31 protein-coding genes, 2 tRNA genes and 2 pseudogenes are annotated in these 25636 nt (G+C 64.5%); 19 read left to right on the forward strand and 16 right to left on the reverse strand.

The genetic code is table 11. The features are described from left to right. Entirely contained in the window at nucleotides 1–210 is a 210-nt protein-coding gene (locus CWO91_RS01775; RefSeq protein ID WP_130211997.1) for a hypothetical protein, read from the reverse strand. A 92-nt stretch (nucleotides 211–302) separates the two neighbouring features. Next, nucleotides 303–641 (reverse strand): membrane protein insertion efficiency factor YidD, encoded by a 339-nt coding sequence (gene yidD, locus CWO91_RS01780; protein WP_130211998.1) that lies wholly within the window; start codon nucleotides 639–641, stop codon nucleotides 303–305. A 248-nt stretch (nucleotides 642–889) separates the two neighbouring features. On the opposite strand from yidD, the gene CWO91_RS01785 reads away from it, so the two are divergent. After that, nucleotides 890–1792, forward strand: coding sequence for a hypothetical protein (locus CWO91_RS01785; protein WP_130211999.1), 903 nt, complete (start codon nucleotides 890–892; stop codon nucleotides 1790–1792). 99 nt (nucleotides 1793–1891) lie between these two features. On the opposite strand, the gene CWO91_RS01790 is transcribed toward CWO91_RS01785, so the two are convergent. After that, nucleotides 1892–2347, reverse strand: a complete 456-nt coding sequence (locus tag CWO91_RS01790; RefSeq protein ID WP_130212000.1) for an iron-sulfur cluster assembly scaffold protein — start codon at nucleotides 2345–2347, stop codon at nucleotides 1892–1894. A 234-nt stretch (nucleotides 2348–2581) separates the two neighbouring features. Here CWO91_RS01790 and folE point away from each other — a divergent pair, with 234 nt between their 5' ends. The 4 genes from folE (at nucleotide 2582) to CWO91_RS01810 (ending at nucleotide 6542) form a co-directional block, all read left to right on the forward strand. Further along, nucleotides 2582–3274, forward strand: coding sequence for a GTP cyclohydrolase I FolE (gene folE, locus CWO91_RS01795; protein ID WP_130212001.1), 693 nt, complete (start codon nucleotides 2582–2584; stop codon nucleotides 3272–3274). A gap of 77 nt (nucleotides 3275–3351) precedes the next feature. Further along, entirely contained in the window at nucleotides 3352–3774 is a 423-nt protein-coding gene (gene hisI, locus CWO91_RS01800) for a phosphoribosyl-AMP cyclohydrolase (protein ID WP_130212002.1), read from the forward strand. Nucleotides 3775–3947: 173 nt separating this feature from the next. Next, nucleotides 3948–5009: a lytic transglycosylase domain-containing protein gene (locus tag CWO91_RS01805; protein WP_165405182.1), complete on the forward strand. Its 1062-nt coding sequence runs from the start codon at nucleotides 3948–3950 to the stop codon at nucleotides 5007–5009. 357 nt (nucleotides 5010–5366) lie between these two features. After that, nucleotides 5367–6542 carry a DUF2336 domain-containing protein gene (locus CWO91_RS01810; RefSeq protein WP_130212004.1) on the forward strand — a complete coding sequence of 392 codons (1176 nt, stop codon included), beginning with the start codon at nucleotides 5367–5369 and terminating at the stop codon, nucleotides 6540–6542. A 129-nt stretch (nucleotides 6543–6671) separates the two neighbouring features. Here the strand turns inward: CWO91_RS01810 and CWO91_RS01815 are convergent, their stop codons facing one another. From CWO91_RS01815 to CWO91_RS01825, 3 genes are all read right to left on the reverse strand, one after another. Beyond that, nucleotides 6672–7250 (reverse strand): Hpt domain-containing protein, encoded by a 579-nt coding sequence (locus tag CWO91_RS01815; protein WP_130212005.1) that lies wholly within the window; start codon nucleotides 7248–7250, stop codon nucleotides 6672–6674. A 19-nt stretch (nucleotides 7251–7269) separates the two neighbouring features. Continuing rightward, on the reverse strand, nucleotides 7270–7815 hold the full coding sequence (locus CWO91_RS01820; protein WP_008549760.1) for a response regulator: 546 nt from the start codon (nucleotides 7813–7815) through the stop codon (nucleotides 7270–7272). Nucleotides 7816–7912: 97 nt separating this feature from the next. Further along, nucleotides 7913–8692 (reverse strand): NAD kinase, encoded by a 780-nt coding sequence (locus CWO91_RS01825; protein ID WP_130212006.1) that lies wholly within the window; start codon nucleotides 8690–8692, stop codon nucleotides 7913–7915. A 252-nt stretch (nucleotides 8693–8944) separates the two neighbouring features. Between CWO91_RS01825 and CWO91_RS01830 the strand changes: the two genes are divergently transcribed. Continuing rightward, nucleotides 8945–10513, forward strand: a complete 1569-nt coding sequence (locus tag CWO91_RS01830) for a S10 family peptidase (protein WP_130212007.1) — start codon at nucleotides 8945–8947, stop codon at nucleotides 10511–10513. 51 nt (nucleotides 10514–10564) lie between these two features. Here the strand turns inward: CWO91_RS01830 and CWO91_RS01835 are convergent, their stop codons facing one another. Both CWO91_RS01835 and CWO91_RS01840 read right to left on the reverse strand, forming a co-directional pair. Beyond that, nucleotides 10565–11947, reverse strand: a complete 1383-nt coding sequence (locus CWO91_RS01835; protein WP_130212008.1) for a serine hydrolase domain-containing protein — start codon at nucleotides 11945–11947, stop codon at nucleotides 10565–10567. Nucleotides 11948–12072: 125 nt separating this feature from the next. Beyond that, complete coding sequence (locus CWO91_RS01840; protein WP_130212009.1) at nucleotides 12073–12615, reverse strand: tetratricopeptide repeat protein; 543 nt, start codon at nucleotides 12613–12615, stop codon at nucleotides 12073–12075. A gap of 250 nt (nucleotides 12616–12865) precedes the next feature. On the opposite strand from CWO91_RS01840, the gene CWO91_RS01845 reads away from it, so the two are divergent. The 4 genes and pseudogenes from CWO91_RS01845 (at nucleotide 12866) to CWO91_RS01860 (ending at nucleotide 15380) form a co-directional block, all read left to right on the forward strand. Further along, nucleotides 12866–13234 (forward strand): His-rich protein BRANT, encoded by a 369-nt coding sequence (locus CWO91_RS01845; protein WP_130212010.1) that lies wholly within the window; start codon nucleotides 12866–12868, stop codon nucleotides 13232–13234. A gap of 263 nt (nucleotides 13235–13497) precedes the next feature. Further along, a complete protein-coding gene (locus CWO91_RS01850; protein ID WP_130212068.1) occupies nucleotides 13498–13893 on the forward strand; it encodes a hypothetical protein in 396 nt (131 codons plus the stop codon). Nucleotides 13894–14180: 287 nt separating this feature from the next. Next, nucleotides 14181–14887 (forward strand): annotated as a pseudogene (locus CWO91_RS01855) (outer membrane protein). Nucleotides 14888–15137: 250 nt separating this feature from the next. Beyond that, nucleotides 15138–15380, forward strand: coding sequence for a DUF6719 family protein (locus CWO91_RS01860; RefSeq protein WP_027560017.1), 243 nt, complete (start codon nucleotides 15138–15140; stop codon nucleotides 15378–15380). Nucleotide 15381: 1 nt separating this feature from the next. Here CWO91_RS01860 and CWO91_RS01865 read toward each other — a convergent pair whose 3' ends face one another. Further along, entirely contained in the window at nucleotides 15382–15636 is a 255-nt protein-coding gene (locus tag CWO91_RS01865; RefSeq protein ID WP_130212011.1) for a hypothetical protein, read from the reverse strand. A 105-nt stretch (nucleotides 15637–15741) separates the two neighbouring features. Here CWO91_RS01865 and CWO91_RS42625 point away from each other — a divergent pair, with 105 nt between their 5' ends. Further along, nucleotides 15742–15918, forward strand: coding sequence for a hypothetical protein (locus CWO91_RS42625; protein WP_165405175.1), 177 nt, complete (start codon nucleotides 15742–15744; stop codon nucleotides 15916–15918). Between the two features lie 22 nt (nucleotides 15919–15940). On the opposite strand, the gene CWO91_RS01870 is transcribed toward CWO91_RS42625, so the two are convergent. After that, the gene (locus CWO91_RS01870; RefSeq protein ID WP_130212012.1) at nucleotides 15941–16318 is read right to left on the reverse strand and encodes a hypothetical protein; all 378 of its coding nucleotides are present in this window, start codon (nucleotides 16316–16318) and stop codon (nucleotides 15941–15943) included. A gap of 128 nt (nucleotides 16319–16446) precedes the next feature. Here CWO91_RS01870 and CWO91_RS42630 point away from each other — a divergent pair, with 128 nt between their 5' ends. Beyond that, nucleotides 16447–16590 carry a hypothetical protein gene (locus CWO91_RS42630; RefSeq protein WP_165405176.1) on the forward strand — a complete coding sequence of 48 codons (144 nt, stop codon included), beginning with the start codon at nucleotides 16447–16449 and terminating at the stop codon, nucleotides 16588–16590. A 3-nt stretch (nucleotides 16591–16593) separates the two neighbouring features. Here the strand turns inward: CWO91_RS42630 and CWO91_RS01875 are convergent, their stop codons facing one another. Next, nucleotides 16594–16788, reverse strand: coding sequence for a hypothetical protein (locus tag CWO91_RS01875; RefSeq protein ID WP_208752966.1), 195 nt, complete (start codon nucleotides 16786–16788; stop codon nucleotides 16594–16596). A gap of 141 nt (nucleotides 16789–16929) precedes the next feature. Between CWO91_RS01875 and CWO91_RS01880 the strand changes: the two are divergent. After that, nucleotides 16930–17663 (forward strand): annotated as a pseudogene (locus CWO91_RS01880) (class I SAM-dependent methyltransferase). A gap of 116 nt (nucleotides 17664–17779) precedes the next feature. Next, nucleotides 17780–18193 (forward strand): GFA family protein, encoded by a 414-nt coding sequence (locus CWO91_RS01885; protein WP_130212014.1) that lies wholly within the window; start codon nucleotides 17780–17782, stop codon nucleotides 18191–18193. An 18-nt stretch (nucleotides 18194–18211) separates the two neighbouring features. Here CWO91_RS01885 and CWO91_RS01890 read toward each other — a convergent pair. After that, a tRNA-Thr gene (locus CWO91_RS01890) sits at nucleotides 18212–18286 on the reverse strand. 166 nt (nucleotides 18287–18452) lie between these two features. Next, complete coding sequence (locus CWO91_RS01895) at nucleotides 18453–18917, reverse strand: hypothetical protein (RefSeq protein WP_130212015.1); 465 nt, start codon at nucleotides 18915–18917, stop codon at nucleotides 18453–18455. A 278-nt stretch (nucleotides 18918–19195) separates the two neighbouring features. Between CWO91_RS01895 and CWO91_RS01900 the strand changes: the two genes are divergently transcribed. Both CWO91_RS01900 and CWO91_RS01905 read left to right on the forward strand, forming a co-directional pair. Beyond that, complete coding sequence (locus tag CWO91_RS01900) at nucleotides 19196–19681, forward strand: hypothetical protein (RefSeq protein WP_130212016.1); 486 nt, start codon at nucleotides 19196–19198, stop codon at nucleotides 19679–19681. A gap of 43 nt (nucleotides 19682–19724) precedes the next feature. Then, nucleotides 19725–20213: a hypothetical protein gene (locus CWO91_RS01905; protein ID WP_130212017.1), complete on the forward strand. Its 489-nt coding sequence runs from the start codon at nucleotides 19725–19727 to the stop codon at nucleotides 20211–20213. Between the two features lie 202 nt (nucleotides 20214–20415). On the opposite strand, the gene CWO91_RS01910 is transcribed toward CWO91_RS01905, so the two are convergent. After that, a tRNA-Tyr gene (locus CWO91_RS01910) sits at nucleotides 20416–20501 on the reverse strand. Nucleotides 20502–20708: 207 nt separating this feature from the next. On the opposite strand from CWO91_RS01910, the gene rlmB reads away from it, so the two are divergent. Then, the gene (gene rlmB, locus CWO91_RS01915; RefSeq protein ID WP_165405178.1) at nucleotides 20709–21551 is read left to right on the forward strand and encodes a 23S rRNA (guanosine(2251)-2'-O)-methyltransferase RlmB; all 843 of its coding nucleotides are present in this window, start codon (nucleotides 20709–20711) and stop codon (nucleotides 21549–21551) included. Nucleotides 21552–21565: 14 nt separating this feature from the next. On the opposite strand, the gene CWO91_RS01920 is transcribed toward rlmB, so the two are convergent. Next, the gene (locus tag CWO91_RS01920) at nucleotides 21566–22597 is read right to left on the reverse strand and encodes an LLM class flavin-dependent oxidoreductase (protein WP_130212019.1); all 1032 of its coding nucleotides are present in this window, start codon (nucleotides 22595–22597) and stop codon (nucleotides 21566–21568) included. Nucleotides 22598–22738: 141 nt separating this feature from the next. Continuing rightward, nucleotides 22739–23662: a LysR family transcriptional regulator gene (locus CWO91_RS01925; protein WP_130212020.1), complete on the reverse strand. Its 924-nt coding sequence runs from the start codon at nucleotides 23660–23662 to the stop codon at nucleotides 22739–22741. Nucleotides 23663–23774: 112 nt separating this feature from the next. On the opposite strand from CWO91_RS01925, the gene CWO91_RS01930 reads away from it, so the two are divergent. Beyond that, nucleotides 23775–25133: an MFS transporter gene (locus CWO91_RS01930; RefSeq protein WP_130212021.1), complete on the forward strand. Its 1359-nt coding sequence runs from the start codon at nucleotides 23775–23777 to the stop codon at nucleotides 25131–25133. After that, nucleotides 25130–25627 (forward strand): GAF domain-containing protein, encoded by a 498-nt coding sequence (locus CWO91_RS01935; protein WP_130212022.1) that lies wholly within the window; start codon nucleotides 25130–25132, stop codon nucleotides 25625–25627. The genes CWO91_RS01930 and CWO91_RS01935 overlap by 4 nt, the downstream gene beginning before the upstream one ends. The last annotated feature ends 9 nt before the right edge of the window (nucleotides 25628–25636 follow it).

The raw sequence follows: 25636 nt of genomic DNA on the forward strand, positions 1-25636 counted from the left end.
CTACCAGTGCACGCTCTGGCTCGGCACGATGAACGCCGTCGTGCTTGGCGGCGTTGCGAGGCTCGTCGCCAGATACCAGCCGGAGCCGAGCACGAGCGCCAGCAGGGCGACGATCGCGAGCAGATCCATGGTTCTGGGGTCGTGGTGGCCTCGCCGACCAGGATTTGGCTTAAGCCTGAAGGGAAAATGAGGGCTGATTTTCCAGCGCATTGTTGTTTCCTCCCCTGTGGGAGCATCACATCAACGCGAGCCGAGAGTTCCGGTTCCAGACAAGACAGCGATGCGCAAAGCACCGCAGCAACTTAGGATGCGTTGACCCCGCGCCAACGGCCGTAGCGCCAGGGCAGGTACCAGCGCGCGCCTTGCGGTGCGGTGAGCGGTACGTTGTCGATGCCTGAGGTGCCGAAGGGATTGCAGCGCAATAGGCGCGCAAGCGTCATCCAGCCACCGGCCCAGAGTCCGAACCGTTCGATCGCTTCGTCGCCATAGACGGAGCAGGTCGGCAGGTGCCGACAATTGTAACCGACCAGCGGCGAGAGCGTATGGCGGTAGAGCCAGATCAGAGCGCGTCCGAATCTGCGCGGGAGCCGGAGCGCGCCCGTGATCGGATTGGAACAATGCTCGCAGGCTGATTGCTTCATATGCGCTTTGCTGCGACTTTAAGCGACGGATTGCTCGGTTCCGGCGCAGGGAACTGTAAGCTGTTGTTTGCGCGCCATATTTTGCCTGCTTTCTGGGAGCAGTGCAGCAAGTATCTGTGGACGAGCTGTATTCGCCCGGATACCATTTTTATGACGCCCGTGTGTAGAAACATACGCCTGTATGATGGACTCAGAGGGCGCTACCGGGGATTGTTTGGGGACCTTTGGGGCTTGGGGAAGGAACCAGATTGAGAATTCTGAACTCCCTTAATCTTCGCGGCTGGTTGCTAGTGGGAACCGCCGTCTGTGGAGTCGCGCTGGCTGGCGCCGTCGCGACATTCGGGTCGTCAGCGCGAGCCGGTGCTGCCCTCGAAGAGCGCAAGCTGCCGATGAAGTTCAGCTGGGTGGCCTGTGAGCCGAACTGCCGCGGCTGGGTCAGCGCCGTCGGCATCATCACCGCCAATACGCCAAAGGATTTCGAGGAGTTTTCTCGCGGACGCCAGCTCGGCGGCGCCACCGTGGTGCTCGATTCCAGCGGCGGTTCGGTCAACGATGCGATCACGCTCGGCCGGCGCTTCCGTAATCTCGGACTTCTGACCACGGTCGGCATCAGCCTCCAGAACCGCGGCGGGCAAGGCGCCCGTCCGGCGGTCGCGTCCGGGGCCTATTGCGAATCCATGTGCGTGTTCCTGCTGCTGGCCGGCAAGAAGCGCTACGTGCCGGAAGCCGCCCATGTCCGTGTTCATCAGATCTGGATGGGCGATCGCGCCGACGATGCGAAGGCTGCCAGCTACAGCGCGCAGGACCTGATGATCGTGGAACGCGACATCGGCCGGCTGGCCAAATACACCTTCGACATGGGCGGCGCCGGCGATCTGCTGTCGCTCGCGCTCAGCGTGCCGCCGTGGGAAGATTTGCACGAGCTCGACGCCGGTGAGCTCAAGCTCACCAATCTCGTGACGACGGACCTCATGGCCGACGTGCTGCCGCATGTGGACATCTCCGCGCCGGCGATGGCGGAGCTTGCACCGAAGACGCAGGCCAGATTCGGCACGGAACCGGAGCAGCCTGCCAAGTCGACCAAGACCGCGGAAGCCTTGGTGCCGACCGCCGGCGGCGTGGCCACACCAGCCGCGGCGACGCAGAAGTAAGTTTCCTCTACCGTCGAAACGACGAACCCGGAATCTAGAGATTGCGGCACGAGATTCCGGGTTCGCGCTGACGCGCGCCCCGGAATGACATTGATGAAACTAGCCCTGCGCCGCCGCCGGTTGCTTCGCCTTGGCCTCGATCTGGCCGATGGCATCGACCACGGCGTCGAAGGTGAGAAGGGTCGAGGCATGCCGCGCCTTGTAGTCGCGGACCGGTTCGAGGAACTTGATCTCTTCCCATTTGCCTTGAGGAGGCGCACCGTTCTCCTTCAGCATCTTGCGAACGGTTTCGCGTAACTCACGGAGTTCGCTCGCAGTCGAGCCGACGATTTGACTTGCCATGATGGATGAAGAGGCTTGTCCGAGGGCACAGGCCTTCACGTCATGGGCGAAGTCCGTGACGGTATCCCCGTTCATCTTGAGGTCGACCTTCACGGTCGAGCCGCACAGCTTGGAGTGGGCGGTGGCGGAGGCATCGGGGTCCGACAGCCGTCCGAGGCGCGGAATATTGCCGGCCAGTTCGATGATCCGCTTGTTGTAGATGTCGTTCAGCATGTGATGGAGTCCAACACTTCCGCACCGGATCGGCCTTGGCGCGCGCCGTCCACGGTCCTATATAGGGGCGGAACCGGCGGAAAAATAGTCCAGCGGGGTGGCCCAGACCATGCGGCCGACGTTGGTGGAGAGGATCTTTTCCACCAGGTTCAATTATTCTGTTCAGGCGTCCGGCGGCTTGCCGCCCCGTCTGCCGGTGACACTCCGGCCGCAAGGCCGTCGAACGGAGTCGATATGGACGCCACGATCAAATCCATCCGCCCCAACAAGCCTTCCGACAGGCAGCCCGAGAGCCGCCCCGCCGAGCTTGATCCTGCCGAATTCCTCTCGGTCGCCGTCCGCGCCGACCAGCCGCGCCCGGCGCGCGCCGAGGCGGAAGCGGCGGTGAAGACGCTGCTCGCCTATATCGGCGAGAACACCGAGCGCGAAGGCCTGCTCGACACCCCGCGCCGCGTGGTCGAGGCCTTCGACGAGCTCTATCAGGGCTATCACCAGTGCCCGGCCGAGGTGCTCGACCGGACCTTTGGCGAGACGGCGGGCTATGATGATTTCGTCCTGGTGCGCGACATCGAATTCACCTCGCAATGCGAGCATCACATGATGCCGTTCTACGGCAAGGCGCACATCGCCTATACGCCGGTGGAACGCGTCGTTGGCCTGTCCAAGCTCGCGCGCCTGACTGATATCTTCGCCCGCCGGCTCCAGACCCAAGAGCATCTGACGGCGCAGATCGCGGCGGCCATCGACGAGATCCTCAAGCCGCGCGGCGTTGCGGTGCTGATCGAGGCCGAGCATACCTGCATGTCGGTGCGTGGCGTCGCCAAGCATGGCGCCTCCACCTTCACCAGCCGCTTCACCGGCATGTTTCGCGACAATCCCGCGGAGCAGGCCCGTTTCCTGTCCCTGGTGCGAGGCACGACGCGCTGACCTCGCAAGGCCTAATTTTTTGAGCTTTTCGGAAAACCGCTTCACACTTTTCCGGATCATGCTCGAGCGAGGGTCCTGTGTCCGCTCACTCCCATGAGATCGAGGAAGGCCTCGCCTTCCTGCCCAAGTTCGACGCGAGCGGTCTCGTGACCTGCGTCGCGACCGATGTCGCCACGGGCGATGTGCTCATGGTCGCGCACATGAACGAGGAGGCGCTGCGCAAGACGATCGCGACCGGCGAGGCCTGGTATTTCAGCCGCTCGCGCAATGCCTTGTGGCGAAAAGGTGAGACATCGGGTCAGACCCAGCGCGTCGTCGAGATGCGCACCGATTGCGACCAGGACGCGATCTGGATCCGCGTCGAGCAGATCGGCGCGGCGTGCCACACCGGGCGCAGGTCATGTTTCTACCGCAAGGTGGACGGAGAGGGCGGCGGCGCCAAGCTCGTCTTCGTCGATGCGGAGCGGCTGTTCGATCCGGACGCGGTCTATAAGAAATAAGCAAGCTGTCATTCCGGGGCGCGCGTAGCGCGAGCCCGGAATCCATTGCAGGGCATCACGCGGCTCAATGGATTCCGGGCTCGCACCTACGGTGCGCCCCGGAATGACCGTGAGGGCTAAATTAACCCGGCATTAACCATACCTGTCCCACGGTGAGACGACAGGGCGCCGAATTGCCGGCGCCGCTCAACGCCGCGCGGGGCGGGCACTTCATCATGTCGGTCGACAATTTCAGCGCGACGCAGACGGCCGGTCTGGATCCGTCGCGGGCGCGCGTCGCCGGCGCGATCAAGCAGGCCTCCAATATCTCCGGCGTCAGCTTCCAGTACATGTTGACCACTGCCAAGATGGAATCGGATTTCGATCCGACGGCCGGCGCCACCACCTCGTCCGCGCACGGGCTCTACCAGTTCATCGACCAGACCTGGCTTGGCACCGTGAAGGAGGCCGGTACCCAGCTCGGCTATGGCAGCTATGCCGACGCCATCACCAGGACCTCGTCGGGCACCTACAGCGTCGATGATCCCGTGATGAAGCGGTCGATCATGAAGCTGCGCGACGATCCGGACGCTGCATCCAGCATGGCTGCGGCGCTGACGCAGTCGAACAGTTTCAAGCTCACCGGCCTGCTCGGGCGCAGGCCGAGCGACAGCGAACTCTACATGGCCCATTTCATGGGCGTCGGCGGCGCCGCGAAACTGATCGCCAATGCGGAGGACAATCCGCAAGCCGTCGGTGCCCGGCTGTTCCCCAACGCGGCCGCCGCCAACCGCTCGATCTTCTACGCCAATGACGGCCGCGCCCGCAGCGTCTCCGAAGTCTATTCGGTGCTCGACGCGCGCTATGCCAGCGCGGCCAATTCGAAAGTGACCCGCAGCGCGATGGCGATGTATGGCGATACGCCATCGACGACGCAGGTCGCGAGCGCGAATGGCGTGCAGCCTGCCGCGCCTGTCATCGATAACGCCGCTTATCTCCAGACCTTCCCGAATACTCGCGCCGTGACGCCCGTCAGTGCGACGTCGCCAACGACGCTCGCGGACAATGCGCCAATCACGCCGGCGTTTCGTTCGATCTATCAGCCCGGCGATGCCACGCAGCCGGTCTCGACCACCGTGCAGAAATTGTGGGGCAACAACGTCTCACTCACCTCGGTCGCATCTGTGACGCCGGACGTGCGGCCGCCGCAACCGCTCGATCTCTTCAGCGATCGCAGCGGCACGTTCTCGAGCTAACTCACTGATCGGAGAATAAATCGCTCGCGTCCCGGACGCGCCGCGCTGCGTCCGTGCACGAGATCCAGATCTTTGTGCGCAACTGCGTCAACACCGTCATTGCGAGCGCAGCGAAGCAATCCAGAATCTCACCGTGGATACATTTCTGGATTGCTTCGCTGCGCTCGCAATGACGGAGCGTGGGCGAGGGCTCGCGCTCTCTCGTGTCCCGGACGCCGCGGCCTCTGTTCCCTTAACAAAACGTCAATAAAACCAGCCAGTTATGGTGAACGCTTTGTTAAGCGTCGTGGTTTATTTTGTATTGCAGGTGACAAGCCGTCACCATTTTTCGTTTTCGTTGCGTAAGCCGGAAGCACCATGATTGTTCGGCAGTTCATTAATTGGATCAGGACAGCGTCCGCCGGCGAGCGGGCCGAGGCGACGCGGGCGTTGGCCCGGGCCTGGCTGATCTCGGACCTTTCTCATGACGATCGCGTCGCGGCCGAAGGCGCGCTCTTGATGTTGCTCGACGATCCCTCGCCGCTGGTGCGACAGGCGATGGCCGAGGCCTTTGCGCGCAGCACCGAGGCACCGGCTGCAATCGTGCGGGCGCTGTCGGCGGATCAGCCGACGGTTGCGCTGCCCGTGCTCGAACATTCTCCGCTGCTGATCGATGCCGATCTCGTCGACATCGTCGCCACCGGCAATGACGAGGTGCAATGCGCGGTCGCCCGCCGTATCGCGCTGCCGGTCTCGGTCTGCGCCGCCATCGCCGAGGTCGGCTGCGCCGCTGCGGCGCTGGAGCTGATCGAAAATCCCCATGCCGAGCTCGCGCCGTTCTCCTGGAATCGCATTGTCGAGCGCCACGGCCATCTCGCCGCGATCCGCGAGGCGATGCTGGTGCTGGAGGATCTGCCGGCCGCAACGCGCGCGGCGCTGGTGGCCAAGCTTTCCGAGACGCTTGCGCAGTTCGTCGTGGCCCGGAACTGGCTGAGTGCCGACCGTGCCGAGCGCATCACGATCGAGGCGCGCGATCGCTCCACCATGAACATCGCAGCGCGCTCGCGTGGTGAGGACATGCAGGGCCTGGTGCGGCACCTGCGCATCACCGGCCAGCTCACCGCGGGCCTGATCCTGCGGGCGCTGCTGTCGAGCAATCTCGATCTGTTCGATGCAGCGCTCGCTGAGCTCGCCGATCTGCCGCTGGCGCGCGTCTCGGCGCTGCTGCACGATCGCGGCGGCAACAGCCTGCACGCGCTGCTCCGCCGCGCCGGGCTGCCCGAGGCGACATTCGCGGCATTCCAGGTCGCACTCGATGCCTGCCACGAGCAGGGCTTCGTCGACAGTGATGATGGTGCGGCGCGGCTGCGCCGGCGCATGGTCGAGCGCGTGCTTACCCATTGCGAGACCGACCGCGGCGCCACCGAACCGCTGATGGTCCTGCTCCGCCGCTTCGCCACCGAGTCCGCGCGCGAAGAGGCAAGGCTGTTCTGCGATGAACTGGTCGCGGACGATGCGATCGATCCGGTTTACGACGATCTGATCGCGGCGTAGCTCAAGCCGGGTGATAGAGCCGCGCAGGATCCACAAGCTCCGTCATTGCGAGCGCAGCGAAGCAATCCAGACTGTTCCCGCGGAGGGATTCTGGATTGCTTCGCTGCGCTCGCAATGACGGGAGGAGAACTACTCCGTCGGCGCAATGCTTGGCGCCAGGATCACCTCAAGATGCTCGGGGCGGTCGCGGTTGACGTGGGCGAGATATTCGTCGGCGACCTTGCGCAGTCGTCGGCTGAGCTCGGCGGAGACGCTGATGCTGTCGAGCCTGGTGTTCTCGTGCACGATGGCGAGGATCGCGTTGATGTGATGCGTGAACAGCTCGGCCGGCACCTTCGAAAGATCCGGCGCATGCTCGATGACGCGGCACAAGCTCTCGGCGATTCCCGCTGCCGAAGCAAAGCCGAACGTCGCCGCATCGCCCTTGATGTCGTGTGCGGCGTGGAACAGCTCGTCGCGCAGCTTCTTGGTGAAACCATCCTGCTGCACGGCGGTCCAGGCGGCGGACAGTCTCTGGACTTCGATCGTCATCCAGTTCCTGAATTCGCCGGACAGGCCCGCCAGCGCCTGCTCGGCGCGGGCGACCGGATCGTCCATGTCCTTGTCTTCGACCCGGCGCAGCACCTTTCGCAAGGGATTGGGCTGCCTGATGACGTGATGCGTGGCGAAGGCCGTGACCTCGATGTCCTTTGCGCTGTTCTTCGCCATGATGCCTGCCTCGTGTGCGCTAGATGGAGGAGCGGGCCTTGTCGAGCAGCGAGGGCTGCTGGAGCACCTCGTGCTTTTCGCCGACGCGGCGCTCCGGGCCCATATAGGCGGAGTTGGTGTTGCGGCGCCGGTCCGGGCCGAAATAGGTCTTGGTCTTGATGAAGGGGCGGGGATTGGCAACTACGTTGAGAATGCGCTGGTAGAGCCCCTTGGCCGAGATCGGCTTGGCCAGGAATTCGGTGACGCCGGCATCGCGCGCGACCGTGACGCGGCGCTTCTCGGAATGGCCGGTCAGCATGATGATCGGCGCATAGGGATTACCCTTCGACTCCGGCTGGCGGATCATCTGCGCGAGCTCGAGCCCGTCGAAGATCGGCATCGCCCAGTCGGTGATGACGATGTCGGGCACGTAATGGCTGTACATTTCCAGCGCCGTGGCGCCGTCCTCGGCCTCGTAGACTTCGCGTGCGCCGAACGAATGCAGCAGCGTCCGCAGGATGCGGCGCATGTGCGGATTGTCGTCGCAGACGAGGAAGCGCAGCTTGTTGAAGTCGATACGGAACATGACGCCCGGGCCAAAGCGGTCAACCTTCGTTAACCATATCGTGGCGGGGGTTAACGAAGGGTTGCGATCGGCTCTCCGGACGGGGCTGGCCGGCGGCTCAGTAGCCGAATTGCTCGCGCAGAATCCGCTCTTCCAGGCTGTGGCCGGGGTCGAACAGCATGCGCATCGAGATGGTCTTGTCGGAGAGGACCTCGACCCGGAGGACGTCGCGCACCTCGTCGTGGTCGGCGACCGCCGCGACGGGGCGCTTGTCGCCCTCGAGCACCTCGATCACGACATAGGCGGTGTTGGGCAGCAGCGCGCCGCGCCAGCGGCGCGGGCGGAAGGCGCTGATCGGCGTCAGCGCCAGCATCGCGGCGTTGATCGGCAGGATCGGCCCCTGGGCGGACAGGTTGTAGGCAGTCGATCCCGCCGGCGTCGCCACCAAGATGCCGTCAGCGATCAGCTCGGACATGCGCTCACGCTCGTCGATCAGGATCCTTAAGCGTGCCGCCTGATAGGTCTGGCGGAACAGGGCGACCTCGTTGATGGCGTGATGCAGGTGGACGCGGTCGTTGACGTCGGTCGCCCGCATCAGGAGCGGATTGATCTCGGATTCATGCGCCGCCTCGAGCCGCCTGCGCAGATCGTGCGTCGAGTATTCGTTCATCAGGAAGCCGACCGTGCCGCGGTGCATGCCGTAGATCGGCTTTCCCGTGTGCATGTTCTGGTGCAGCGTCTGGAGCATCAAGCCGTCGCCGCCGAGCGCGACGACGACATCGGCTTCCCTGGGGTCGCAATTGCCATAGTCCCGGGTGAGCTGGCCGAAGGCGGCCTGCGCCTCGCTGCTCGGGCTGGCGACGAAGGCGATCCGGTCGTATCGCGAGGGCTTGGTCATGGCTTCCCGTGCAGGTGCCGCTGGCTCGAGTAAGTTCCGCCCGGCTCGTCTATACGACCTGGGCCTCGATTGTCGAGGAGGACCGCCTTTCAAGGCAAACGGGCGACCGCCGGGTTCAGGACAAAACAGGGTCGTTTCAAGCCCGATCGGCCTCTTCGAGGGGCGCCGGACCGATGATCCCCCAAACCGTCGCAATTTCGCGCTAGCCTTTCGGCACGCACCGGCTTTCAGAGCCGGGCACGGAGAACGATCATGGTTTTGAGTTTGCCGGTGCTCCGCCACGCGATGCTGGTGCTGGCGGTGTCGGCTTTCGGGCTCGCGGGATTGGCGCGCGCGGATGATCCGCCGCAGCCCCGCTCCGAGGCGCTGTCGCCAGCCGGACAGAAGGGCGGGCGTGGTGGTGGCGCGCAAAGCGCTACGCCGGCTTCGCCGTCGGTGGCCGAGCTGCACCGTCTGCCGCCGGATTCGACCACGAAGCAGACGCTCGAACTGCCTGGCCGAACCCTCAACTTCGCCGCGACCGCCGGCTCGATCCGGGTATTCGACGGCAAGGGCGAGCCGCTGGCCGACATCGCTTACACGTCCTACGAGCTTGATGGTGCCGACCGCGCGACGCGGCCGGTGACGTTCCTGTTCAACGGCGGGCCCGGCGCGTCCTCGGCATGGCTTCAGTTCGGCGCCGCGGGGCCGTGGCGGCTGCCGCTCGACGGCGAAGCCCTGTCGCCATCGGCCTCGCCCGAGGTGAAGCCGAACGCGGAGACCTGGCTCGACTTCACCGATCTCGTCTTCATCGACCCTGTCAGCACCGGCTACAGCCGCTTCGTCGCGAGCGGCGAGGACGCGCGCAAGTCCTTCTATTCCGTCGACGGCGACGTCAATTCGATCGCGCTCGTGATCCGCCGCTGGCTCGAAAAGCACGACCGGTTGACCTCGCCGAAATACGTCGCCGGCGAAAGCTATGGCGGCATTCGCGGACCGAAGGTGGTGCGCCAATTGCAGCTCCAGCATGGGGTCGGCGTCAGGGGATTGATCCTGGTCTCGCCGCTGTTCGACTTCCGCGAGTTCGCCGGCACGAGCCTGCTGCAATATGTCGCGACACTGCCGAGCTATGTGGCGGTCGCGCGCGAGGCCAAGGGACCGATCACGCGCGCCGATCTCGCCGACGTCGAGGCCTATGCGCGCGGCGAATTCCTGGCCGATCTCGTCAAGGGCGAGGCGGACAGGGACGCGACCAACCGGCTCGCCGACAAAGTCGCCGAGCTCACCGGTATCGACCAGGCGGTGAGCCGCAGGCTCGCCGGCCGGTTCGACGTCGGTGAATTCCGCCGCGAATTCGATCGCAAGAACGGCAAGGTGACGGGACGCTACGACGGCTCCGTGCGCGGTTTCGATCCCTATCCGGATTCCGGCAGCTCGCGCTTTGGCGATCCCTCGGGCGATGCACTCCAGGCGCCACTCACGAGTGCCGCGGTTGATGTCCTCACGCGCAAGCTCAACTGGCGGCCGGACGGGTCCTATGAAGTCCTGAACGGCAGTGTCGAGGGGCACTGGGATTTCGGCCGCGGCCTCAACCCGCCGCAATCGGTGTCGGAGCTGCGCCAGATTCTCGCCACCGACGCGAAGCTGAACGTGTTGGTCGCGCACGGCCTGTTCGATCTCGCCACGCCCTATTTCGGATCGAAGCGCGTGCTCGACCAGTTGCCGGCCTTCGTCACGCAGCGCGTGAAATTCGTCGTTTATCCCGGCGGCCACATGTTCTATTCGCGCGACGGTTCGCGGCAGTCGATGCGGAGTGAGGTCGAGACGTTGATCAGGGAATAGAGCATGATCCGGAAAAGTGCGTAGCGGTTTTCCGATAGGATCATGCTCCGGCTAAATAGGCCGGCGCTTGCGCGGCTGATATCGACGGCCGATCTCGCGGGCGACGACTTTTTCCGGCTTGACGTTGGCACCGGCGATCCAGATGTCGCTCACCTTGCCGCGCTTGTCGCGGACGCGGCGAACCGGCTCGCCATGGCTGGAGTAACCGGCGGCCCAGGCGAGCTTGCCGGTGTCGCGGCCGGTGACCTCGATCTCGGCGGCATCCATGAATGGGTTATTGAACTGCGGATTGGCGACGAGCACGCGATTGCCCGCGGGCACGAGATCAGTGGCTCCCCAGATCGTCCACCAGCGGCCAGTCCAGTCGCGCACGCGCCGGTCCGGCGCGCCGCGTGTCTTGAACACGCGCAGGATCTGCAGCGCGCCGTCCATCCAGAACGGCGCAGCGCCGTCGATGGAGTTGCTGAGGATGCTGATCGCGAGCTCGCAATCAGGAATGGAGCAGGTCCGGGAGATGTAGCCCTGGAAACCGCCACCATGGCCGAACCAGTCCCAGCCGTCGGTTTTGCCGGCGTTGACGCCGAGCCCGTAGTAGCCCTCGAAGCTCTGCGGGATGCGCCAATGGTGTCGCGTCATCTCGCGGCGGCTCGCGACCGAGAGCACGCTCTTTTTCGCATTGGGTGCGAGCTGCGCGAAGAAGCGGGCGGTGTCGCCGGCAGTCGCGACGAAGCCTGCGGCGGAGGCCATCGCGTGCGCGGGATTGTCGCCGGGGATCACGCAGCGTGCGCCGAACGGCACTTTTCGTGTGTGGCCGCACGCGAATGGCTTGCCTTTGGCAAGGGGGGCATTCGGTTCGGTCTCACGTAAGCCGGCCGGCTCGATGATCTCGCGCTTGATCCAGGCGGGGTAAGGCTCCTTCGTCACGGCCTCGATGACGACACCGAGCAGGCCAAAACCATGGTTGGAATATTTGAAGCGCGTGCCGGGTTCGACCGCGGTCGGCAGCTTCAATTCCGCGAGCAGCTCGTTCGCGTTGAGATAGGGGCGGGTGTCGATGAACTGGCCGGAATCGGCGCCGTCGCGCGTCAGCCCCGCGCTGTGCGAGAGCAGTTGCGCGATCGTCGTCTCGGCGACGCGCGGATGCAGGCCGCCGACATATTGGCCGACCGGATCGTCGAGCCGGAGCTTGCGCTGCTCGCGCAGCTTCATGATGCCGGCGGAGGTGAAGCTCTTCGAGTGCGAGGCGATGCGGAAACGGTGGCGGGGCGTGAGCTTCTCGCCGGTGTCGAGATTGGCAAGGCCGAATGCGTGCTCGGCGACGACCTCGCCGCGATGGGCGAACGCGACGATGACGCCGGGCTGTTGGATGGTCGTCAGCTGGAATTCGATCCAGGAGCTAATGTAGTCGATCGCGGATCGCAGCCACGGGTCCATTGCGCACCAATTTGCGAGGGAAAGATTTGGTGCGGGAGGCTAGCCGAGAAAGTGGAACGGGCACAACCCCAAGGTTGTGCCCGTTCAATTCATTCGAAGATGCGAGGTCTCAGTAGACCGACGGCTCAGTAGATCAGCGTCGCGCCGGTCGGCTTATCGAGCGCGGCGGCGAGCGAGCGATATTCGGAGCTGTCGGTGCCGGCGAGCGAAGCGACCTTGTTGAGGTGATACTGCGCCTGTTCGCGGTTGCCCTGCTCGAGCTGCCAGAGGCCGTAATACTGCCAGGTGCGGACGTGGTTCGGATCGTCCTTCAGCGCCAGCTCGTAATAGTCCTTCGAGGACTGGTAATCACCGAGCTTGCGATAGGAGTAGCCGATCAGGTTTGCGACATCGGCGACGTCGTCGCGCTTGAGCGATTTCAGCTGATCGATCGCGCCCGTGTAGTCGTGACGGTCGTAGATCGCAGTATAGGCGGTGCGATAGGCCGCAAGGAATTTGGGATCGCTGACGGAGGAGCTCTTCTTCTTGCCCTTTTTGGACGAGCTGTCCGACTTCGGCGGCGAAGAGGGCTCGTCGCTGCCCGCGGCATAGGCGCTGGACAGCACCGGTGCAGCCGCCAGCGTCATGGCGACAAGTCCCGGCACAACAAGCATTGAGAGTTTGCGCATCTAAGTTCTCCGGTATGGAACGTGGCGATCCTACACGATTGCCCGAAGACCGGAACACCCGTGGGGCAAAAACATTCCCGCCTCGCACGATCTATTCGTCCTGCCGCAGATGACAAACTTGTCATCGAGATGAACGGAAGCCTGCAACGGCCTTCAGACCGGGTTCAGTGCGCAGCCCCTAGGCTCCCACCCACGATCGAAGAGGTGACGAGAGGGCGCCGCCTCAAGATCCTTCCAAGAGGAGACCACCATGTTGAAGACCATTTCCGCAGCCTTGCTCGCCGCTTCCGTGATCGCAGCCCCGGCCTTCGCCGCTGAAGCCGGCAAGACCACCACGACCGCGCCGGTGATCAAGGCGGACCAGAGTCAGACCAAGGCGGCGAACACTGCCGTCAAACCGGATGCGGGCGTCAAGGCCGACACGAAGGCTTCCGACGTCAAGGCGGACGCCAAGGTGGACACCAAGTCGAAGGCGATGAACGCCAACGCCGCCGCCACCCCCGACGAGCACAAGTCCGTGCGCAAGCATCGCCATCACCACAAGCAGGTCACGGCCAAGGAGACGCTGAAGGCGCAGCCGGACGTGACCAAGCCGGTGACATCTGACAAGCGCAACTGACGACTGATCCCGCGCGGCGGCATCCCTGGCATTGCCCCGCCGCCGCGTGCGGAATTCAGGCCCGGTCCGTTCGCCGTGCCTCGCGCGAAAGCTCGAGGTGTCGGCGGCGGGCCGGTGCGTCGTTGCGCCGCTGCAGGCGAACTCCCTTCATGCAGGGTTGGGATCGTGCGGGCTTGGGTTCGTAGAAGCTTGGGGCTAGAACATCTGCGAATCTGATCGAGCGGAGAGCGGGGCCTGTGGGGCGATTGGCGAGATGTGCGGTGATCCTGGCGTTGCCGTTGGCGCTTGCGGCATGTTTCGGCAGCGACGGTGATCGTCCAACGCTGTTGGGTGGGACCCAGGCCGGAGGGCCGCAGCCGTTTCCCGACAATTTCCGCGGCGACACGCTGGCCTTGATGCGCAGCTATCTGAACAATCCGGTCGGAGTGCGCGACGCCAGCATGGCTGATCCGGTGCTGCGCGAGGTTGGCGGGCGCCAATTCTATGTGAGCTGCCTGCACTTCACCCCGCGCGAGACCGATGGCGGCTACAAGGGCATGCGCGAGCGCGCCGTGATTTTCGTCAATGGGCGGAGCGACCGCGTCGTCGATCGGACGAGCGAGCTCTGTGCCGGTGCGGTTTACGCACCCTTTCCGGAACTGGAAAAGATGACGCGGTAGCGCAAAGCCCGCCTTCATCGCCTCGTGATAGGACGGATCGCGCCGGAGCCGCTGGATCACATTTTGGCGAGCTTTGAACGGGGCGGTTTCGTCTCGCGACAAATCCTCACGGCAGGCCCTGCGCAGGCGACGAGAGCAGCCGGCGCAAGGCGACGTGACGGAACAAAATCGCGCTGTTGCCACCCCGTCACAGTAACGAACGATCAACGTTCCGGCATCGTCGCGAAGCAACCAAATTCACGCCACGTTGTTTGCTGAGGGTCGAATTTGAAAGCACGGGGATGATCATGAAGAGGTTTTTGCTCGGAGCAGTCGCGCTGCTGGCGCTGGCCGCGCCGGCCGCTGCTGCCGACATGCAGCCGCGTACCTACACCAAGGCGCCGGCCTATACGCCGCCGCAGGTGATCTACAATTGGACCGGTTTCTACATCGGCGGCCATGTCGGCGGCGCCTTCGCCGGCGACAACAGCTTCCAGTCGAGCGACGCCCGCTTCCTCGGCGGCGTGCAGGGCGGCTTCGACTACCAGTTCGCGCCCAATTGGGTGGTGGGTATCGAGGCCCAGTATTCCTGGCTGCCGACCAACAACAACGGCGTCACGTTCCCGCTGGGCACGCAGGTGACGTCCAACACCGACCAGCTCGGGTCGGTGACCGGTCGCATCGGCTATACCTGGGGACCAACGCTGCTCTACGCCAAGGGCGGTTATGCCTGGCGCAATAACGGTCTTGGCGTGAACATCGCCGGGGTGCCGCAGACCTTCACCACCACCGGCAACAGCAAGGACGGCTACACCGTCGGCGCCGGCCTCGAATACATGTTCGCGCCGAGCTGGTCGGCCAAGGCCGAGTACCAGTATTACAACTTTGGCAGCACCACCTTCACCTCCGGCCCGGCGACATCGTCGGCGTCCGTGGCCGGGAGGACGAGCATACCGTCAAGGTCGGTGTGAACTATCGGTTCGGCTGGGGCGGGCCGGCGGCCTCGCGCTACTGACCTACCGCTCACGACCAGGATCTGACAAAGGCCGGCTCCCGCCGGCCTTTCGTTTGTCCAGATCCCGTTGCCGGCCTTCCGTTTGCTTTACGTGAACCATCTGGCGCGTCATTTGCTTGCAAACAGCGCGGGCGCGCCTTCTCACGCGCGTCATGGGGCCGGGGTAAAGCAAAAATAATTTTTGCGATTTACGGAACTCGCGCTCCGGAACGCGTTATATGAGAATTATCGGGCTGGTGGGACGACGGACATGCGTATCTTTGTGTCGGCAGTGGTGCTCTCGTGCTTCACCTGCCTGCCGTGCTCTGCACAGACAATCCTCAAATCCGAACCCCTGATGCTGGCGCCCTATGAGGTCGCCTTCGTCAAGGACGCCTCCTGTCCGTCGGGCAAGGTGCTGAAGGTCACTGGCGCGATCCGCGGGCTGCATCGCCGCAAGGCCTGCGTGGCCCTGGCGGGCGAGCAGGCGTCTCTCGCGACCGCGACCCCCTGACTCAAGATAACAGCTCAAGCTCCATCCTCGACTGCTGGTCGGCCTCGGCCTTGTTCTTGGCGGGGTCCTCGCCCTGAGCTGCCTGGCAGGGCGCAATCTCGTAGTCGTTGTCGAGCACCCGGCGCGGTCCCCGCTGCTCGTCGTCCGCGATCACGTCGACGACGAGGCCACTTCGCTGCGCGAGCTTCCAGACGTCGGATTCGCTCGGATAGGCCTTGCTGATCTGGGCCTCGTTGCAGAACAGGGCGTAGGGCATTCTTCCCACTCCAGGAAAGCCCGTTAACGACTTTGCGGGTGAGGGGTTCCGGCCGGCGGCCGGATCACGGCGCCGTGATCGGAGCGGTCGGGCCCTGAGTCCTTAATGAGTCCTGAATTCCCAAAAAAAGAATCCCTGGGACTCTCCGGCCGGAATCAGCGGATGTTTTCGGCCATGACGAGCGACCTGAAAACCTCCTGCGGGCACATGCTCCTGCCCCTGACGCTGGCGCTGTTTGGTGCCTGCGCGGCCAATCTCTGGCTGGTGTGGTCCTGGCTATAGGCTCCCGACTGGAGAACCGGCCCTACTTATCGGCCGGTGGACGGGGGGAGGGGTCGCGGATGGCGGCGCACAATTTGGTCAGGGTGGCCGTGCAATATTCCTCGCGCTCGCGCTCGAACCGCTCCTGATGCTTGCGGAAATTGGCAATCCGGGCCTGCATCTCGCTGCGGAAGTCGCCGCTTGCCCGCGCCGGCGGGAGCTTGACGGGCTGAGGCTGCGGAGAGGACTGGGGCGGCTCGATCTCGGCCGTGACGGGCTCGACGGCGACGATCTCGACGGTCGCCGCCGGCGAATCCGACGGCGCGCCCGGCTGAAGGAAATCATCCTTCTTGCCAGTCACCGATTGGACGAAGGCCAGTGTCTGCGCGATCAGTGCGTCGCGTTCCCTGATCCACTTCATGATCCACCTCAGCCGCGCCCCCCATTCCAACAAAGCGGCCGCGCCGAATCAAGGGTCCGTTTGCAAAGGGGATTGCATATTTTTCCCGATCGCCCGACATTGGTCGGATGAATGCCGAAGACAAACGGATGGACGAAGCGGAGGGCTTGAGGCTCGTCCGCGCATTCCTGTCGCTGCCGCCCGACAAGCGGGCGGAGGTGATCGCGTTTGTCGAGGAATTGGCGCGTGCCCATGGCCGGCCCGAAAAGGGCAACGAGGTATCGCCGCAGTGACGGCTAGCGCTGGCGCGGATTGACGTTGGGCTCGAACGGCGCGCCGACCACCCGAACCGGTGTCTTCTGAGCGCTGACGGCGGTCGCCATCCGCTGGGCGACCTGCTTTGCCGGATCAGGTGTTGGCGCCGGCTCGAACAGCGCAACTGTGCCGGCCACGGCGCCACAGCACAGCGTCACCGTCGCCAGCAAAAACATGTTTCGGTTTTCTTCCCTGATCCGCATGGGTCGAGAACGAGCGACGCACGTCTTTGGTTCCGGTCTGGCCCTATGGGATCGGCCATCTCCGAGACGATTGGATCCTGTACACTGGCTTGCCACTTGATTTGACCTAGTCCGATGATCTCCAATCGTCCTCCCGTGCTCGCTCACGAACGTTTCCTCGCCGACCGCGAGAATTTCGCCGGCCTCGATCTCGCTGCCCGGTTCGAGCGGATCGAGCGGACCAACCTTGGGGCGCGGCGACTTCGGTGTCGGGCCTCGGCTCGGAGGACCCCGCGACCGCCGCGATCCGGGAGGCGCTTGCTCCCCTGCTGCAACGGCTCGGCGCGCGCTCGCTGCTCGATGCGCCCTGCGGCGATGCCGGATGGATCGGCCGCCTGAAGCTCGATGTCGATTACACCGGTATCGACATCGTGCCGTCGCTGATCGAGGCCAACCGGCGGCGTGTGGCAGGCGGCGGGTCGTCGGGCCGGTTTCTCGTTGCCGACATCACGCGCGATACGCTGCCGCGTGCGGATGTCATTCTCTGCCGGGACTGTCTGGTGCATTTGAGCCTTGCGAATATCGATCGCCCCCTCGCGCGGTTCCGGGAGAGCGGCGCGCGCTTCCTGCTGACCACCACCTTTCCGGAATGGGATGCAAATCGCGATTGCGAGGACGGCGACTGGCGGGCGCTGAACATGGAGAAGTCGCCGTTCGACTGGCCGGCGCCGCACGCGCTGATCAACGAGCGTTGCGAGGAGGGCGGTGGCGGCTGGCGCGACAAGAGCCTCGGGCTCTGGCGGCTGGATCAATTGCCCGAAGGCGGCTGCGTTCCAAGAACCATCTCGGCCGATCGTAAAACATACTGAGTGCGCAATTACAGGTAGCATGAGCAGAATCGCCGGTGATTTCAAGACGCTGGGATGCAAGTGATGTTTTGCACCTCGCGTTGGCGATGCGACGGATGTGAATCTGGAGTATTCCGATGATCGATGCCAAATGCAGTTGCGGCGCTCTTGCGCTGTCGCTTCCGGGGCCATCCAGTCTGGTCGTCGCCTGTCACTGTATCGATTGCCAGCGACGAACGGGTGCGCCGTTCGGCATCGGTGCGTTTTATCCTGCTGACGTCGTCACGATCTCAGGAGCGCCCAAGGCGTACGTTCGGACAGCGGCAAGCGGTGGCAAGGTCCGCAGCTATTTCTGTGCCGACTGCGGTTCGACGGTCTATTGGAAAGCCGACAATCTACCCGCGATGATCGCTGTTGCCGTCGGTGCGATCGCGGACCCAAACTACCCGGCTCCCGTCAGATCGATTTTCGAGCAGTCGAAACACGCCTGGGCGGAAATCGCCGGCGCCGAGCGTTTCCAGCAAAGCAGTGTGCCGAAGCATTCGAGCTGAGAGCCGTGCGTCAAAAGCTGGTGCCGGCTGAGGGGATTGAACCCCCGACCTTCGGTTTACAAAACCGCTGCTCTACCGCTGAGCTAAGCCGGCGACGCCTGAGAAAGCGGGCAGGGGCCGTTACATGCCGGGGCCGTCCACCCTTGCGCGCCGCAATATCAGACTTGGTCGGAAAGTGCCAGAACCGCGATCGTCGTCGCAAGACATGAATCAGGCGGCCTTGCGGGCCGCCTGATGTGTCGCGTTCGACGTGAGCCGCTTACTGGCAGATGTGCCGGCGGCCGTCGTCGCCCTTGAAGTAAGTGCCGGGCGTGCAGACGAAGCCGTTACGCTGGGCATAGGTGCGGGTGTCCCAGCCGCGATTGTCCCACGAACGGTCGTAGGCGTAGGAATTGTCCCAGGCGCGGAACGGAGCGGTTGCGATCGCGCCCGCGGTGCCGATCGCGGCACCAGCTACACCCGCCGCGACATCGGTCGGCCAGAAGCCGGTGCGGCTCCTGTTCCAATCGTTATTCCAGTCGCCGCTGTTGGTCTGCCGATAGGACATGCGGCGATGGCGATAACCCCTGTCGGTGTACGGGTTTCCCGGTCCGAGGTTCTGGCAGTTGGCATCCGGGAACTGGGCCGAGCAGCGGGCAGGATTGTTGACCACCGCCTGTGCCATCGCGGGGCCCGCGAGAGTGGTGGTCGCGATCGCGACGGCGCCGAGGAGTTTGATATTCATGATTGTTTGGCTCCCGTTGTGATTGAACGGGGGCTAAATGCCGAGCGCGTCGGACGTTCCGGTGAAACCGGTCGATTTTCGCAGCTGGACGGTCAAACGGATGTGAGCATGGTTCCGGCCGGTGCGCTCGATGCCGTTAACGCTTCGCTAGTGCGGTTTGCAGCATTTGAGCAGCGCGCAATCCTTGCACATTAGGCTTACCGGAAATTGGTGAGCGGGCCTTAACCCTCTCTGCGTCGCTATCGGATAGGTTGTCGCCGGATAACCGGGGGCCTCTCATGCGCGCTGCGGCGCTCGCTGCCTTTTTGATCGGACTGCCTGCGACGGCGCTTGCCGACGGCGGCTTCGATATCGTCGTTCCCGGCCGTCCCGGCGTGCCGATCATCATCAACAACATCGACGCGTCCTATAGCGTCGTCGAGGGCGTCTGGGGCCTCGGCAAGAACCAGCAGGTGCAGCCTACGATCTATGGCGGGCGCTATATCGCCGAGCGGCAGCCCGACGACGTCGGCCATTATTATCCGACGCTGGGCCTGCGGCCCGGCTACGGCCGGCTCGAGGTCGAGCCGCCTGCGAACCGCAAATTGCCCAAGCCAGCCGAGAGCTACCACCAGAGCTGGGGCGCGCAATCGGCGCCGCTGCCGCCGCAGATGGACGTGCCCGTCGATCCACCGCCGGTGATCTTCGCGCCCGAGATCAACGACCATCCTCGGCGCCCTCGGCCACGGCCGCATACAGAGATCCCCGGCAAGCCGCCGGGTTAGCAAACGTGAAAACCCAAAAAACGGAAATCAACAGGAGAGAGTAATGCGTCAGATGATTTCGGGACTGGTCGCGGCGGCTGCCGTGATGTTCGTCGCTACCGCGCCCGCCGCGGCCTGCGGCTTCACCACGTGCGCGCCGGTTGCGCCGGTCTATTCCGGCTGCAACACCGGCTGCGGCGGCTATGGTTATGGGTACGGCTACGGCTATGGAGCCTATGAGCGCCTCGCCGAGCCGACCACGCAGTATTATTACGTCAACCAGGGGCCGACCTACACCGGCCCGGGCGCCTTCGCGCCGTATCCGACCTATCGTGAGGACGCGGTCGTCGCGCCCGCCAATTATGGCTATGGTTACGGCTATCGTGCCGCTTATCGCTATCACCGCCCGTACTATCGTCCGTATCGCTACGGCTACGGCCCGCGCTATGGCTATCTGCCGCGCGTGCACTACGGCTACGGTCCGCGCTATGGCTACGCTCATCGCCGCGCACCGTACTACGGCGGTCACCGCGTGTTGCGCCGCTATTACTGATCTCAGATCGGCTCAGCCAACGAGGCGCCCGTTCGCGTGATGCGGACGGGCGTTTTGCTTTCGGTGAGCGTGCCGTGGCCGCGATCAATCAGGTCGATAGCCCGCCTACGCCTACCGGCTACGGCGTGGAGCCTTCGCTGGCTTCGCATCATGATGTTCTGAGCTGGCTTGCCCAGCCGTAGCTCGCGAAGCGAGCGAAGGCTGGTGGGGGAGGCAGGACTCGAACCTGCGAAGCCATGAGGCGGCTGATTTACAGTCAGCTCCCTTTGCCACTCGGGACACTCCCCCGCTCGATGGCAGCACTATCGGGCCGGACCTTGCCGGCGGACCGAAGACGGCCATGGAACGTGAAGGCCGCGACAACCCGTATCGGGGCGCGACCGGGCGCGTTTATGGGCGAAGCAGTGGGGCAAAGTCAACCGAGGCGAACAGCTAAAATCGCCCCTGAAGGCACCGAAATTGCCATATTCCGGGACCCGTGACACAAGCGAGCCCATGAAGGATCGAAAATTCGGCCCCAAGGGGGCTCGCGGCGGGGCTAAGCCCTTCAACAGGCCCGGGAAATCGGCCGGCCGTCCGGCCTGGCGCGACCGCGATTCGCACCCCGACGGGCCTGTCATCCTCTATGGCTGGCACACCGTCACGATGGCGCTCGCCAACCCGCAGCGGCGGATCCGCAAGCTGACGCTGACCGAGAACGCCGCAAGGCGGCTCGCCGACGAAAACATCGCAACCCGCATCGCGCCCGAGATCGTCCGGCCCCAGGAGATCGACCGTCTGCTGTCGCCAGACGCCGTGCATCAGGGGTTGCTTGCGGAAGCCGATCCGCTGCCTTCGCCTGACATCGAGACCTTGAAGCAGGAAGGCATGGTGCTGGTGCTCGACCAGATCACCGATCCCCACAATGTCGGCGCGATCCTACGCTCCGCCGCGGCCTTTGCGGTGAAGGCGATCGTCACCACCGCGCGTCACAGCCCGGAAGCCACCGGCGTGCTCGCCAAGGCAGCCTCCGGTGCGCTCGAGCTCGTGCCGCTCATCACCGTACAAAACCTCGCCCGCGCGCTCACTGCGCTGAACGAGCGCGGCTTTCAGACCGTCGGGCTCGACAGTGAGGGCAGCGAGGATCTCAGCGACGTCGCGCTGCGTGAGCCGCTGGCGCTGGTGTTAGGGGCCGAAGGCAAGGGCCTCAGGCAGTTGACCCGCGAGACCTGTAGCGTCGTGGCGCGGCTCGACATGCCCGGCGAGATCAAGAGCCTCAACGTCTCGAACGCCGCCGTGCTCTCGCTCTATGTCGGCGCAAGCAGGCTCGGGCTGATGAAGCAGGGCGCGAGGTCGTAGACCGAAGGCAGACTTTACCCGATCATCTCCCGCACCATCGGCACCACCTTGCGCCCATAAAGCTCGATGCTGCGCATCAGCTTCTCGTGCGCCAAGGGACCTGCCGAATATTTCAGCTGGAAGCGCGAAATGCCAAGCGCCTTTGCAGTCTTGGCGATCTTGCGCGCAACGGTCTCGGGCGAGCCGACATAGAGCGAGCCGTGCTCGGCTTCGCTGACGAACTCGTCGCGGCCCATCGGCGGCCAGCCGCGTTCCTTGCCGATGCGGTCGCGCATGGCCTTGTAATCGGGCCACAACTCTTCACGCGCCTGTTCGTCGGTCTCGGCGATATAGCCGGGCGAATGCACGCCGATCGGCTGTGCCGGGCGGCCGAACTCTTTGAACGCGCGGTGATAGAGCTCGACGTAGGGCGCAAAGCGCGCGGGGTCGCCGCCGATGATCGCGAGCATCAGGGGCAGGTCGTAATGCGCGGCACGCACCACCGATTGCGGGCTGCCGCCGACGCCGATCCAGGTCTTGAGCGTGCCGTTCTCGACAGGGGGATAGACGAGCTGGTCCTTCAGCGGCGGACGCAGCTTGCCCTCCCAGGTCACCGGCTGCTGCGACAAGAGCGCGGCGAACAGGTCGAGCTTCTCTTCGAACAGCTCTTCGTATTTGCGCAGGTCGAAGCCGAACAAAGGAAAGGATTCGGTGAACGAGCCGCGGCCGAGGATCACCTCGGCGCGGCCATTCGAGAGCGCATCCAGCGTGGCAAAGCGCTGGAACACGCGGATCGGATCGTCCGAGCTCAGCACCGTCACCGCCGAGCCGAGATGGATGCGTTTCGTGCGCGCCGCGACGGCCGCGAGTACGGTCTCGGGCGAGGAGATCGCAAAATCGGCGCGATGGTGTTCGCCGAGGCCGATGAAGTCGAGACCGAGCTCGTCGGCCAGCACGGCTTCATCGACGACGTTGCGGATCACCTGCGCATGCGGAAGCATCGCGCCGGAGGCGTCCTTGGTGACGTCGCCAAAGGTATCCAGTCCGAATTCGAGCGGTGCGGTCATCGATGAGGTCTCTGTGGGCGCAGCTGGTGGCTGTCATTGAGGGAGGGGTCGTTTGCGGTGGAGCTAGGCCGCGGCGGCCGGTGCAACAATGCTGCTTCGAGAAACGCACCGTTTCCTTTTTGGAGGGTGTTAGATGCGTGTTCAGTCGGCCTCGGCGAACATCCCGACCAGAGTCTCGCGCAGCCAGCGCTGCGCCGGCACGGTGTCGTTGCGCTGGTGCCAGAACAGGCTGACGATGCGCGGCGGCGCGCGAAGCGGAAGCGGCATGGCGTGCAGGAACGGTGCATGCCGGGATTGCGAGCGCAGGTCGCTCGGCAGCACGGCAATCAGGTTGGACTGGCGAACGACCTCGTAGGCGGCGCTGTAGTGATTGACGGTCGCGACCAGGTTGCGCGATAGGCCACGAGAGGCCAGGAAGAGATCGTAGGACGGCAAGGTCTTGCCGGCGAGACTCACATCGACGTGCCCCGCGTTGAGGAAGGCCCGCGTGCTGAGCCGTTTCTGGGCCGCGAGCGGATGGCCGCGCCGCATGAAGCAGGCGTAGTCGACTGTCCAAAGCGAGCGCGAGCGGATGGCGGCCGGCTGCTGCGCTTCGTTGACATAGACGCTGAGCACGCAATCGACCCTGTTGTCCTCGAGCTGATCGGCGATCTCGACGACAGTATTGGGCACGGTGTGGACGCGCGACTTCGGCGCAACCTTGCCGAGATGGCCGAGCAGATTCGGCATCACCAGCGAGGAGACGTAGTCCGACATCGACAGGCTGAATTCGGTCTGTGCACGGGCAGGATCGAACACCTGCTCGTCGAGCGCACCGCGCACGCTTTCGAGGGCCTCGCCGATCGGCTCCCACAGCACCACGGCGCGCTGGGTCGGGCGGATGCCGGTGCCGGCTCGCACGAACAGGGGATCGCCGAGCGCGTCGCGCAGCCGCGCGAGCGCGTTGCTGACCGCTGGCTGGGTCATCCGCAACGCATTCGCCGCGCGCGTGACGCTGCCCTCGGTCATCAGCGCCTCGAAGACTTTCAGGAGGTTGAGGTCGAGCGCGCGGAACGACACGAACATTCACCACAGTGATATATCAGATCATAATTATAAATTATGACGATAATGTCACTTTGTCTATGGTTCCCTCCCGAGCGGCGCGCCGGGCCCGTGACAATCGAGGGGGACTTTCATGTCGATGATATCGGCGCGCATCGAGCGCCTTCCATTCGCGCGCTTCCACACGCATCTGCTGTTGATGGGCGGGCTCGGCTATATGTTCGACGCGATGGACGCGGCCGTGCTGGCGTTCATCCTGCCGGTGCTGCGCACGGCCTGGAATTTGTCGAGCGTCGAGATCGGGGTGCTCGGCAGCAGCACCTATATCGGCTTCCTGTTCGGCGCGTTGCTGGCGGGCACGCTGGGCGACCTGATCGGCCGCCGGGCGGTGATGATGTCGGCGCTGGCGCTCTATTGCGCGGCATCGATCGTGAGTGCGGCGGTGGACACGTGGCCATCCTTCTTCGCCGCCCGCGTCGTCGCCGGCATGGGCACCGGTGCCGAGAGCGCGATCATCGCGCCCTATCTCGCCGAGTTCGTCGCGCGGCGCTTCCGCGGCAGCTTCACCGGCGCTCTGGCCGGCTTCTTCTCCTTCGGTTTCGTCGCGGCGGCCTTGCTCGGCTACTTCATCGTTCCCGCCTATGAAAACGGCTGGCGCATCGTGCTGGTGATCACCGCCGTGCCGGTCGTCATGCTGTTGTGGTGGCGCAGGGCGCTGCCGGAATCGCCGCGCTGGCTGGAAAGCCGCGGCAGAGGCAAGGAAGCCGAAGCCGTGCTGGACAGGATCGAAGCCGGATTCGCCCGTGAGGGTCACGCGCTGTCGCAGCCGGTCGTCGATGCGGTCAGTCCGCCCGTCACCGGGGGAACGCTGCTGGCCAATTTCGCCGCGCTGCTCGCCGGCCGGCAGGCGCGCATCACCATCATGACCTGGATCATGTGGCTGGCGATCACCTTCAGCTACTATTCCTTCTTCGTCTGGATTCCCGGCCTTCTGGTCCAGAACGGCATGAGCATCACCAAGAGCTTCGCCTATTCGATCGCGATCTATTGCGCGCAGATTCCCGGCTACTTCAGCGCCGCCTGGTTCAACGAGCGCGTCGGCCGGCAGGCGACGATCGCGTCCTACATGGTGCTCGGCGGCGCCAGCGCGCTCGGACTCGCTTTCGCGCACAGCGACCAGCAGATCATGCTCGCGGGCATCTGCCTGTCGTTCTTCATGAACGGCACCTATGCGGGCGTCTATGCCTATACGGCGGAAGTGTTTCCGACGCCGGTCAGGACCACCGGCGCCGGCCTCGCCTCCGCGATCGGCCGCATTGGCGCGATCGTCTCGCCGATCCTGGTCGGTTATCTCTATCCCAATTTCGGCTTTGCCGGCGTGTTTGGCATCACCACCAGCGTTCTGCTGATCGGCGCGGTGGCCGTCGTTCTGATGGGCGTGCGGACGCGGGGCCGCTCGTTGGAGGAGATTGCGGCGGGTGAAGTCGCATGAGGAAGGCGAGACGCCAGGCCGATCCGCTGCTCTGCAATGTGGCGGCCGCGCAGGGCAGGGTGGAGCAGCCGAATGCCCTGTTCTCGGCGCTGGACGACGCGTTGAAATCGGCGATCGGGCACAAGCTGTTCACCATCCTGACCTATGACGGCGACAGCGGCGAAGCAGCGCGGGTCTATTCCAATCTCCCCGGCCCGTATCCGACCGGCGGACGCAAGCGCCTGGCGCCAGGCCCGTGGACCGAGGTCGTTCTCGATCGCGGCGAGGCCTATATCGGCCGCACCCAGGATGATTTGCGCAACGTCTTTCCCGACCACGAGCTGATCGCCTCGCTCGGCTGCGAGAGCGTGCTCAACATGCCCGTGCGCTGGCGCGGGCGCACGCTCGGTTCGCTCAATCTGCTCCACGAGTCAGGCTGGTACGGCGCGGACGACGTTGCGGCGTGCCTTCCGTTTGCCCAGCTCGCGCTGCCCGCGCTGCTCACACAGTCCTGACCAGACAGG

This window comes from Bradyrhizobium genosp. SA-3, assembly GCF_004212635.1.
Lineage (GTDB): Bacteria > Pseudomonadota > Alphaproteobacteria > Rhizobiales > Xanthobacteraceae > Bradyrhizobium.

What these genes read in the sequence shown, in the direction of transcription:
- CWO91_RS01775 (WP_130211997.1), bottom strand. Translation starts at nt 210, where the DNA reads ATGCGCTGGAAAATCAGCCCTCATTTTCCCTTCAGGCTTAAGCCAAAT.
- yidD (WP_130211998.1), bottom strand. Translation starts at nt 641, where the DNA reads ATGAAGCAATCAGCCTGCGAGCATTGTTCCAATCCGATCACGGGCGCG.
- CWO91_RS01790 (WP_130212000.1), bottom strand. Translation starts at nt 2,347, where the DNA reads ATGCTGAACGACATCTACAACAAGCGGATCATCGAACTGGCCGGCAAT.
- folE (WP_130212001.1), top strand. Translation starts at nt 2,582, where the DNA reads ATGGACGCCACGATCAAATCCATCCGCCCCAACAAGCCTTCCGACAGG.
- CWO91_RS01810 (WP_130212004.1), top strand. Translation starts at nt 5,367, where the DNA reads ATGATTGTTCGGCAGTTCATTAATTGGATCAGGACAGCGTCCGCCGGC.
- CWO91_RS01815 (WP_130212005.1), bottom strand. Translation starts at nt 7,250, where the DNA reads ATGGCGAAGAACAGCGCAAAGGACATCGAGGTCACGGCCTTCGCCACG.
- CWO91_RS01820 (WP_008549760.1), bottom strand. Translation starts at nt 7,815, where the DNA reads ATGTTCCGTATCGACTTCAACAAGCTGCGCTTCCTCGTCTGCGACGAC.
- CWO91_RS01825 (WP_130212006.1), bottom strand. Translation starts at nt 8,692, where the DNA reads ATGACCAAGCCCTCGCGATACGACCGGATCGCCTTCGTCGCCAGCCCG.
- CWO91_RS01830 (WP_130212007.1), top strand. Translation starts at nt 8,945, where the DNA reads ATGGTTTTGAGTTTGCCGGTGCTCCGCCACGCGATGCTGGTGCTGGCG.
- CWO91_RS01835 (WP_130212008.1), bottom strand. Translation starts at nt 11,947, where the DNA reads ATGGACCCGTGGCTGCGATCCGCGATCGACTACATTAGCTCCTGGATC.
- CWO91_RS01840 (WP_130212009.1), bottom strand. Translation starts at nt 12,615, where the DNA reads ATGCGCAAACTCTCAATGCTTGTTGTGCCGGGACTTGTCGCCATGACG.
- CWO91_RS01845 (WP_130212010.1), top strand. Translation starts at nt 12,866, where the DNA reads ATGTTGAAGACCATTTCCGCAGCCTTGCTCGCCGCTTCCGTGATCGCA.
- CWO91_RS01860 (WP_027560017.1), top strand. Translation starts at nt 15,138, where the DNA reads ATGCGTATCTTTGTGTCGGCAGTGGTGCTCTCGTGCTTCACCTGCCTG.
- CWO91_RS01865 (WP_130212011.1), bottom strand. Translation starts at nt 15,636, where the DNA reads ATGCCCTACGCCCTGTTCTGCAACGAGGCCCAGATCAGCAAGGCCTAT.
- CWO91_RS42625 (WP_165405175.1), top strand. Translation starts at nt 15,742, where the DNA reads ATGAGTCCTGAATTCCCAAAAAAAGAATCCCTGGGACTCTCCGGCCGG.
- CWO91_RS01870 (WP_130212012.1), bottom strand. Translation starts at nt 16,318, where the DNA reads ATGAAGTGGATCAGGGAACGCGACGCACTGATCGCGCAGACACTGGCC.
- CWO91_RS42630 (WP_165405176.1), top strand. Translation starts at nt 16,447, where the DNA reads ATGGACGAAGCGGAGGGCTTGAGGCTCGTCCGCGCATTCCTGTCGCTG.
- CWO91_RS01875 (WP_208752966.1), bottom strand. Translation starts at nt 16,788, where the DNA reads ATGTTTTTGCTGGCGACGGTGACGCTGTGCTGTGGCGCCGTGGCCGGC.
- CWO91_RS01885 (WP_130212014.1), top strand. Translation starts at nt 17,780, where the DNA reads ATGATCGATGCCAAATGCAGTTGCGGCGCTCTTGCGCTGTCGCTTCCG.
- CWO91_RS01895 (WP_130212015.1), bottom strand. Translation starts at nt 18,917, where the DNA reads ATGAATATCAAACTCCTCGGCGCCGTCGCGATCGCGACCACCACTCTC.
- CWO91_RS01900 (WP_130212016.1), top strand. Translation starts at nt 19,196, where the DNA reads ATGCGCGCTGCGGCGCTCGCTGCCTTTTTGATCGGACTGCCTGCGACG.
- CWO91_RS01905 (WP_130212017.1), top strand. Translation starts at nt 19,725, where the DNA reads ATGCGTCAGATGATTTCGGGACTGGTCGCGGCGGCTGCCGTGATGTTC.
- rlmB (WP_165405178.1), top strand. Translation starts at nt 20,709, where the DNA reads ATGAAGGATCGAAAATTCGGCCCCAAGGGGGCTCGCGGCGGGGCTAAG.
- CWO91_RS01920 (WP_130212019.1), bottom strand. Translation starts at nt 22,597, where the DNA reads ATGACCGCACCGCTCGAATTCGGACTGGATACCTTTGGCGACGTCACC.
- CWO91_RS01925 (WP_130212020.1), bottom strand. Translation starts at nt 23,662, where the DNA reads ATGTTCGTGTCGTTCCGCGCGCTCGACCTCAACCTCCTGAAAGTCTTC.
- CWO91_RS01930 (WP_130212021.1), top strand. Translation starts at nt 23,775, where the DNA reads ATGTCGATGATATCGGCGCGCATCGAGCGCCTTCCATTCGCGCGCTTC.
- CWO91_RS01935 (WP_130212022.1), top strand. Translation starts at nt 25,130, where the DNA reads ATGAGGAAGGCGAGACGCCAGGCCGATCCGCTGCTCTGCAATGTGGCG.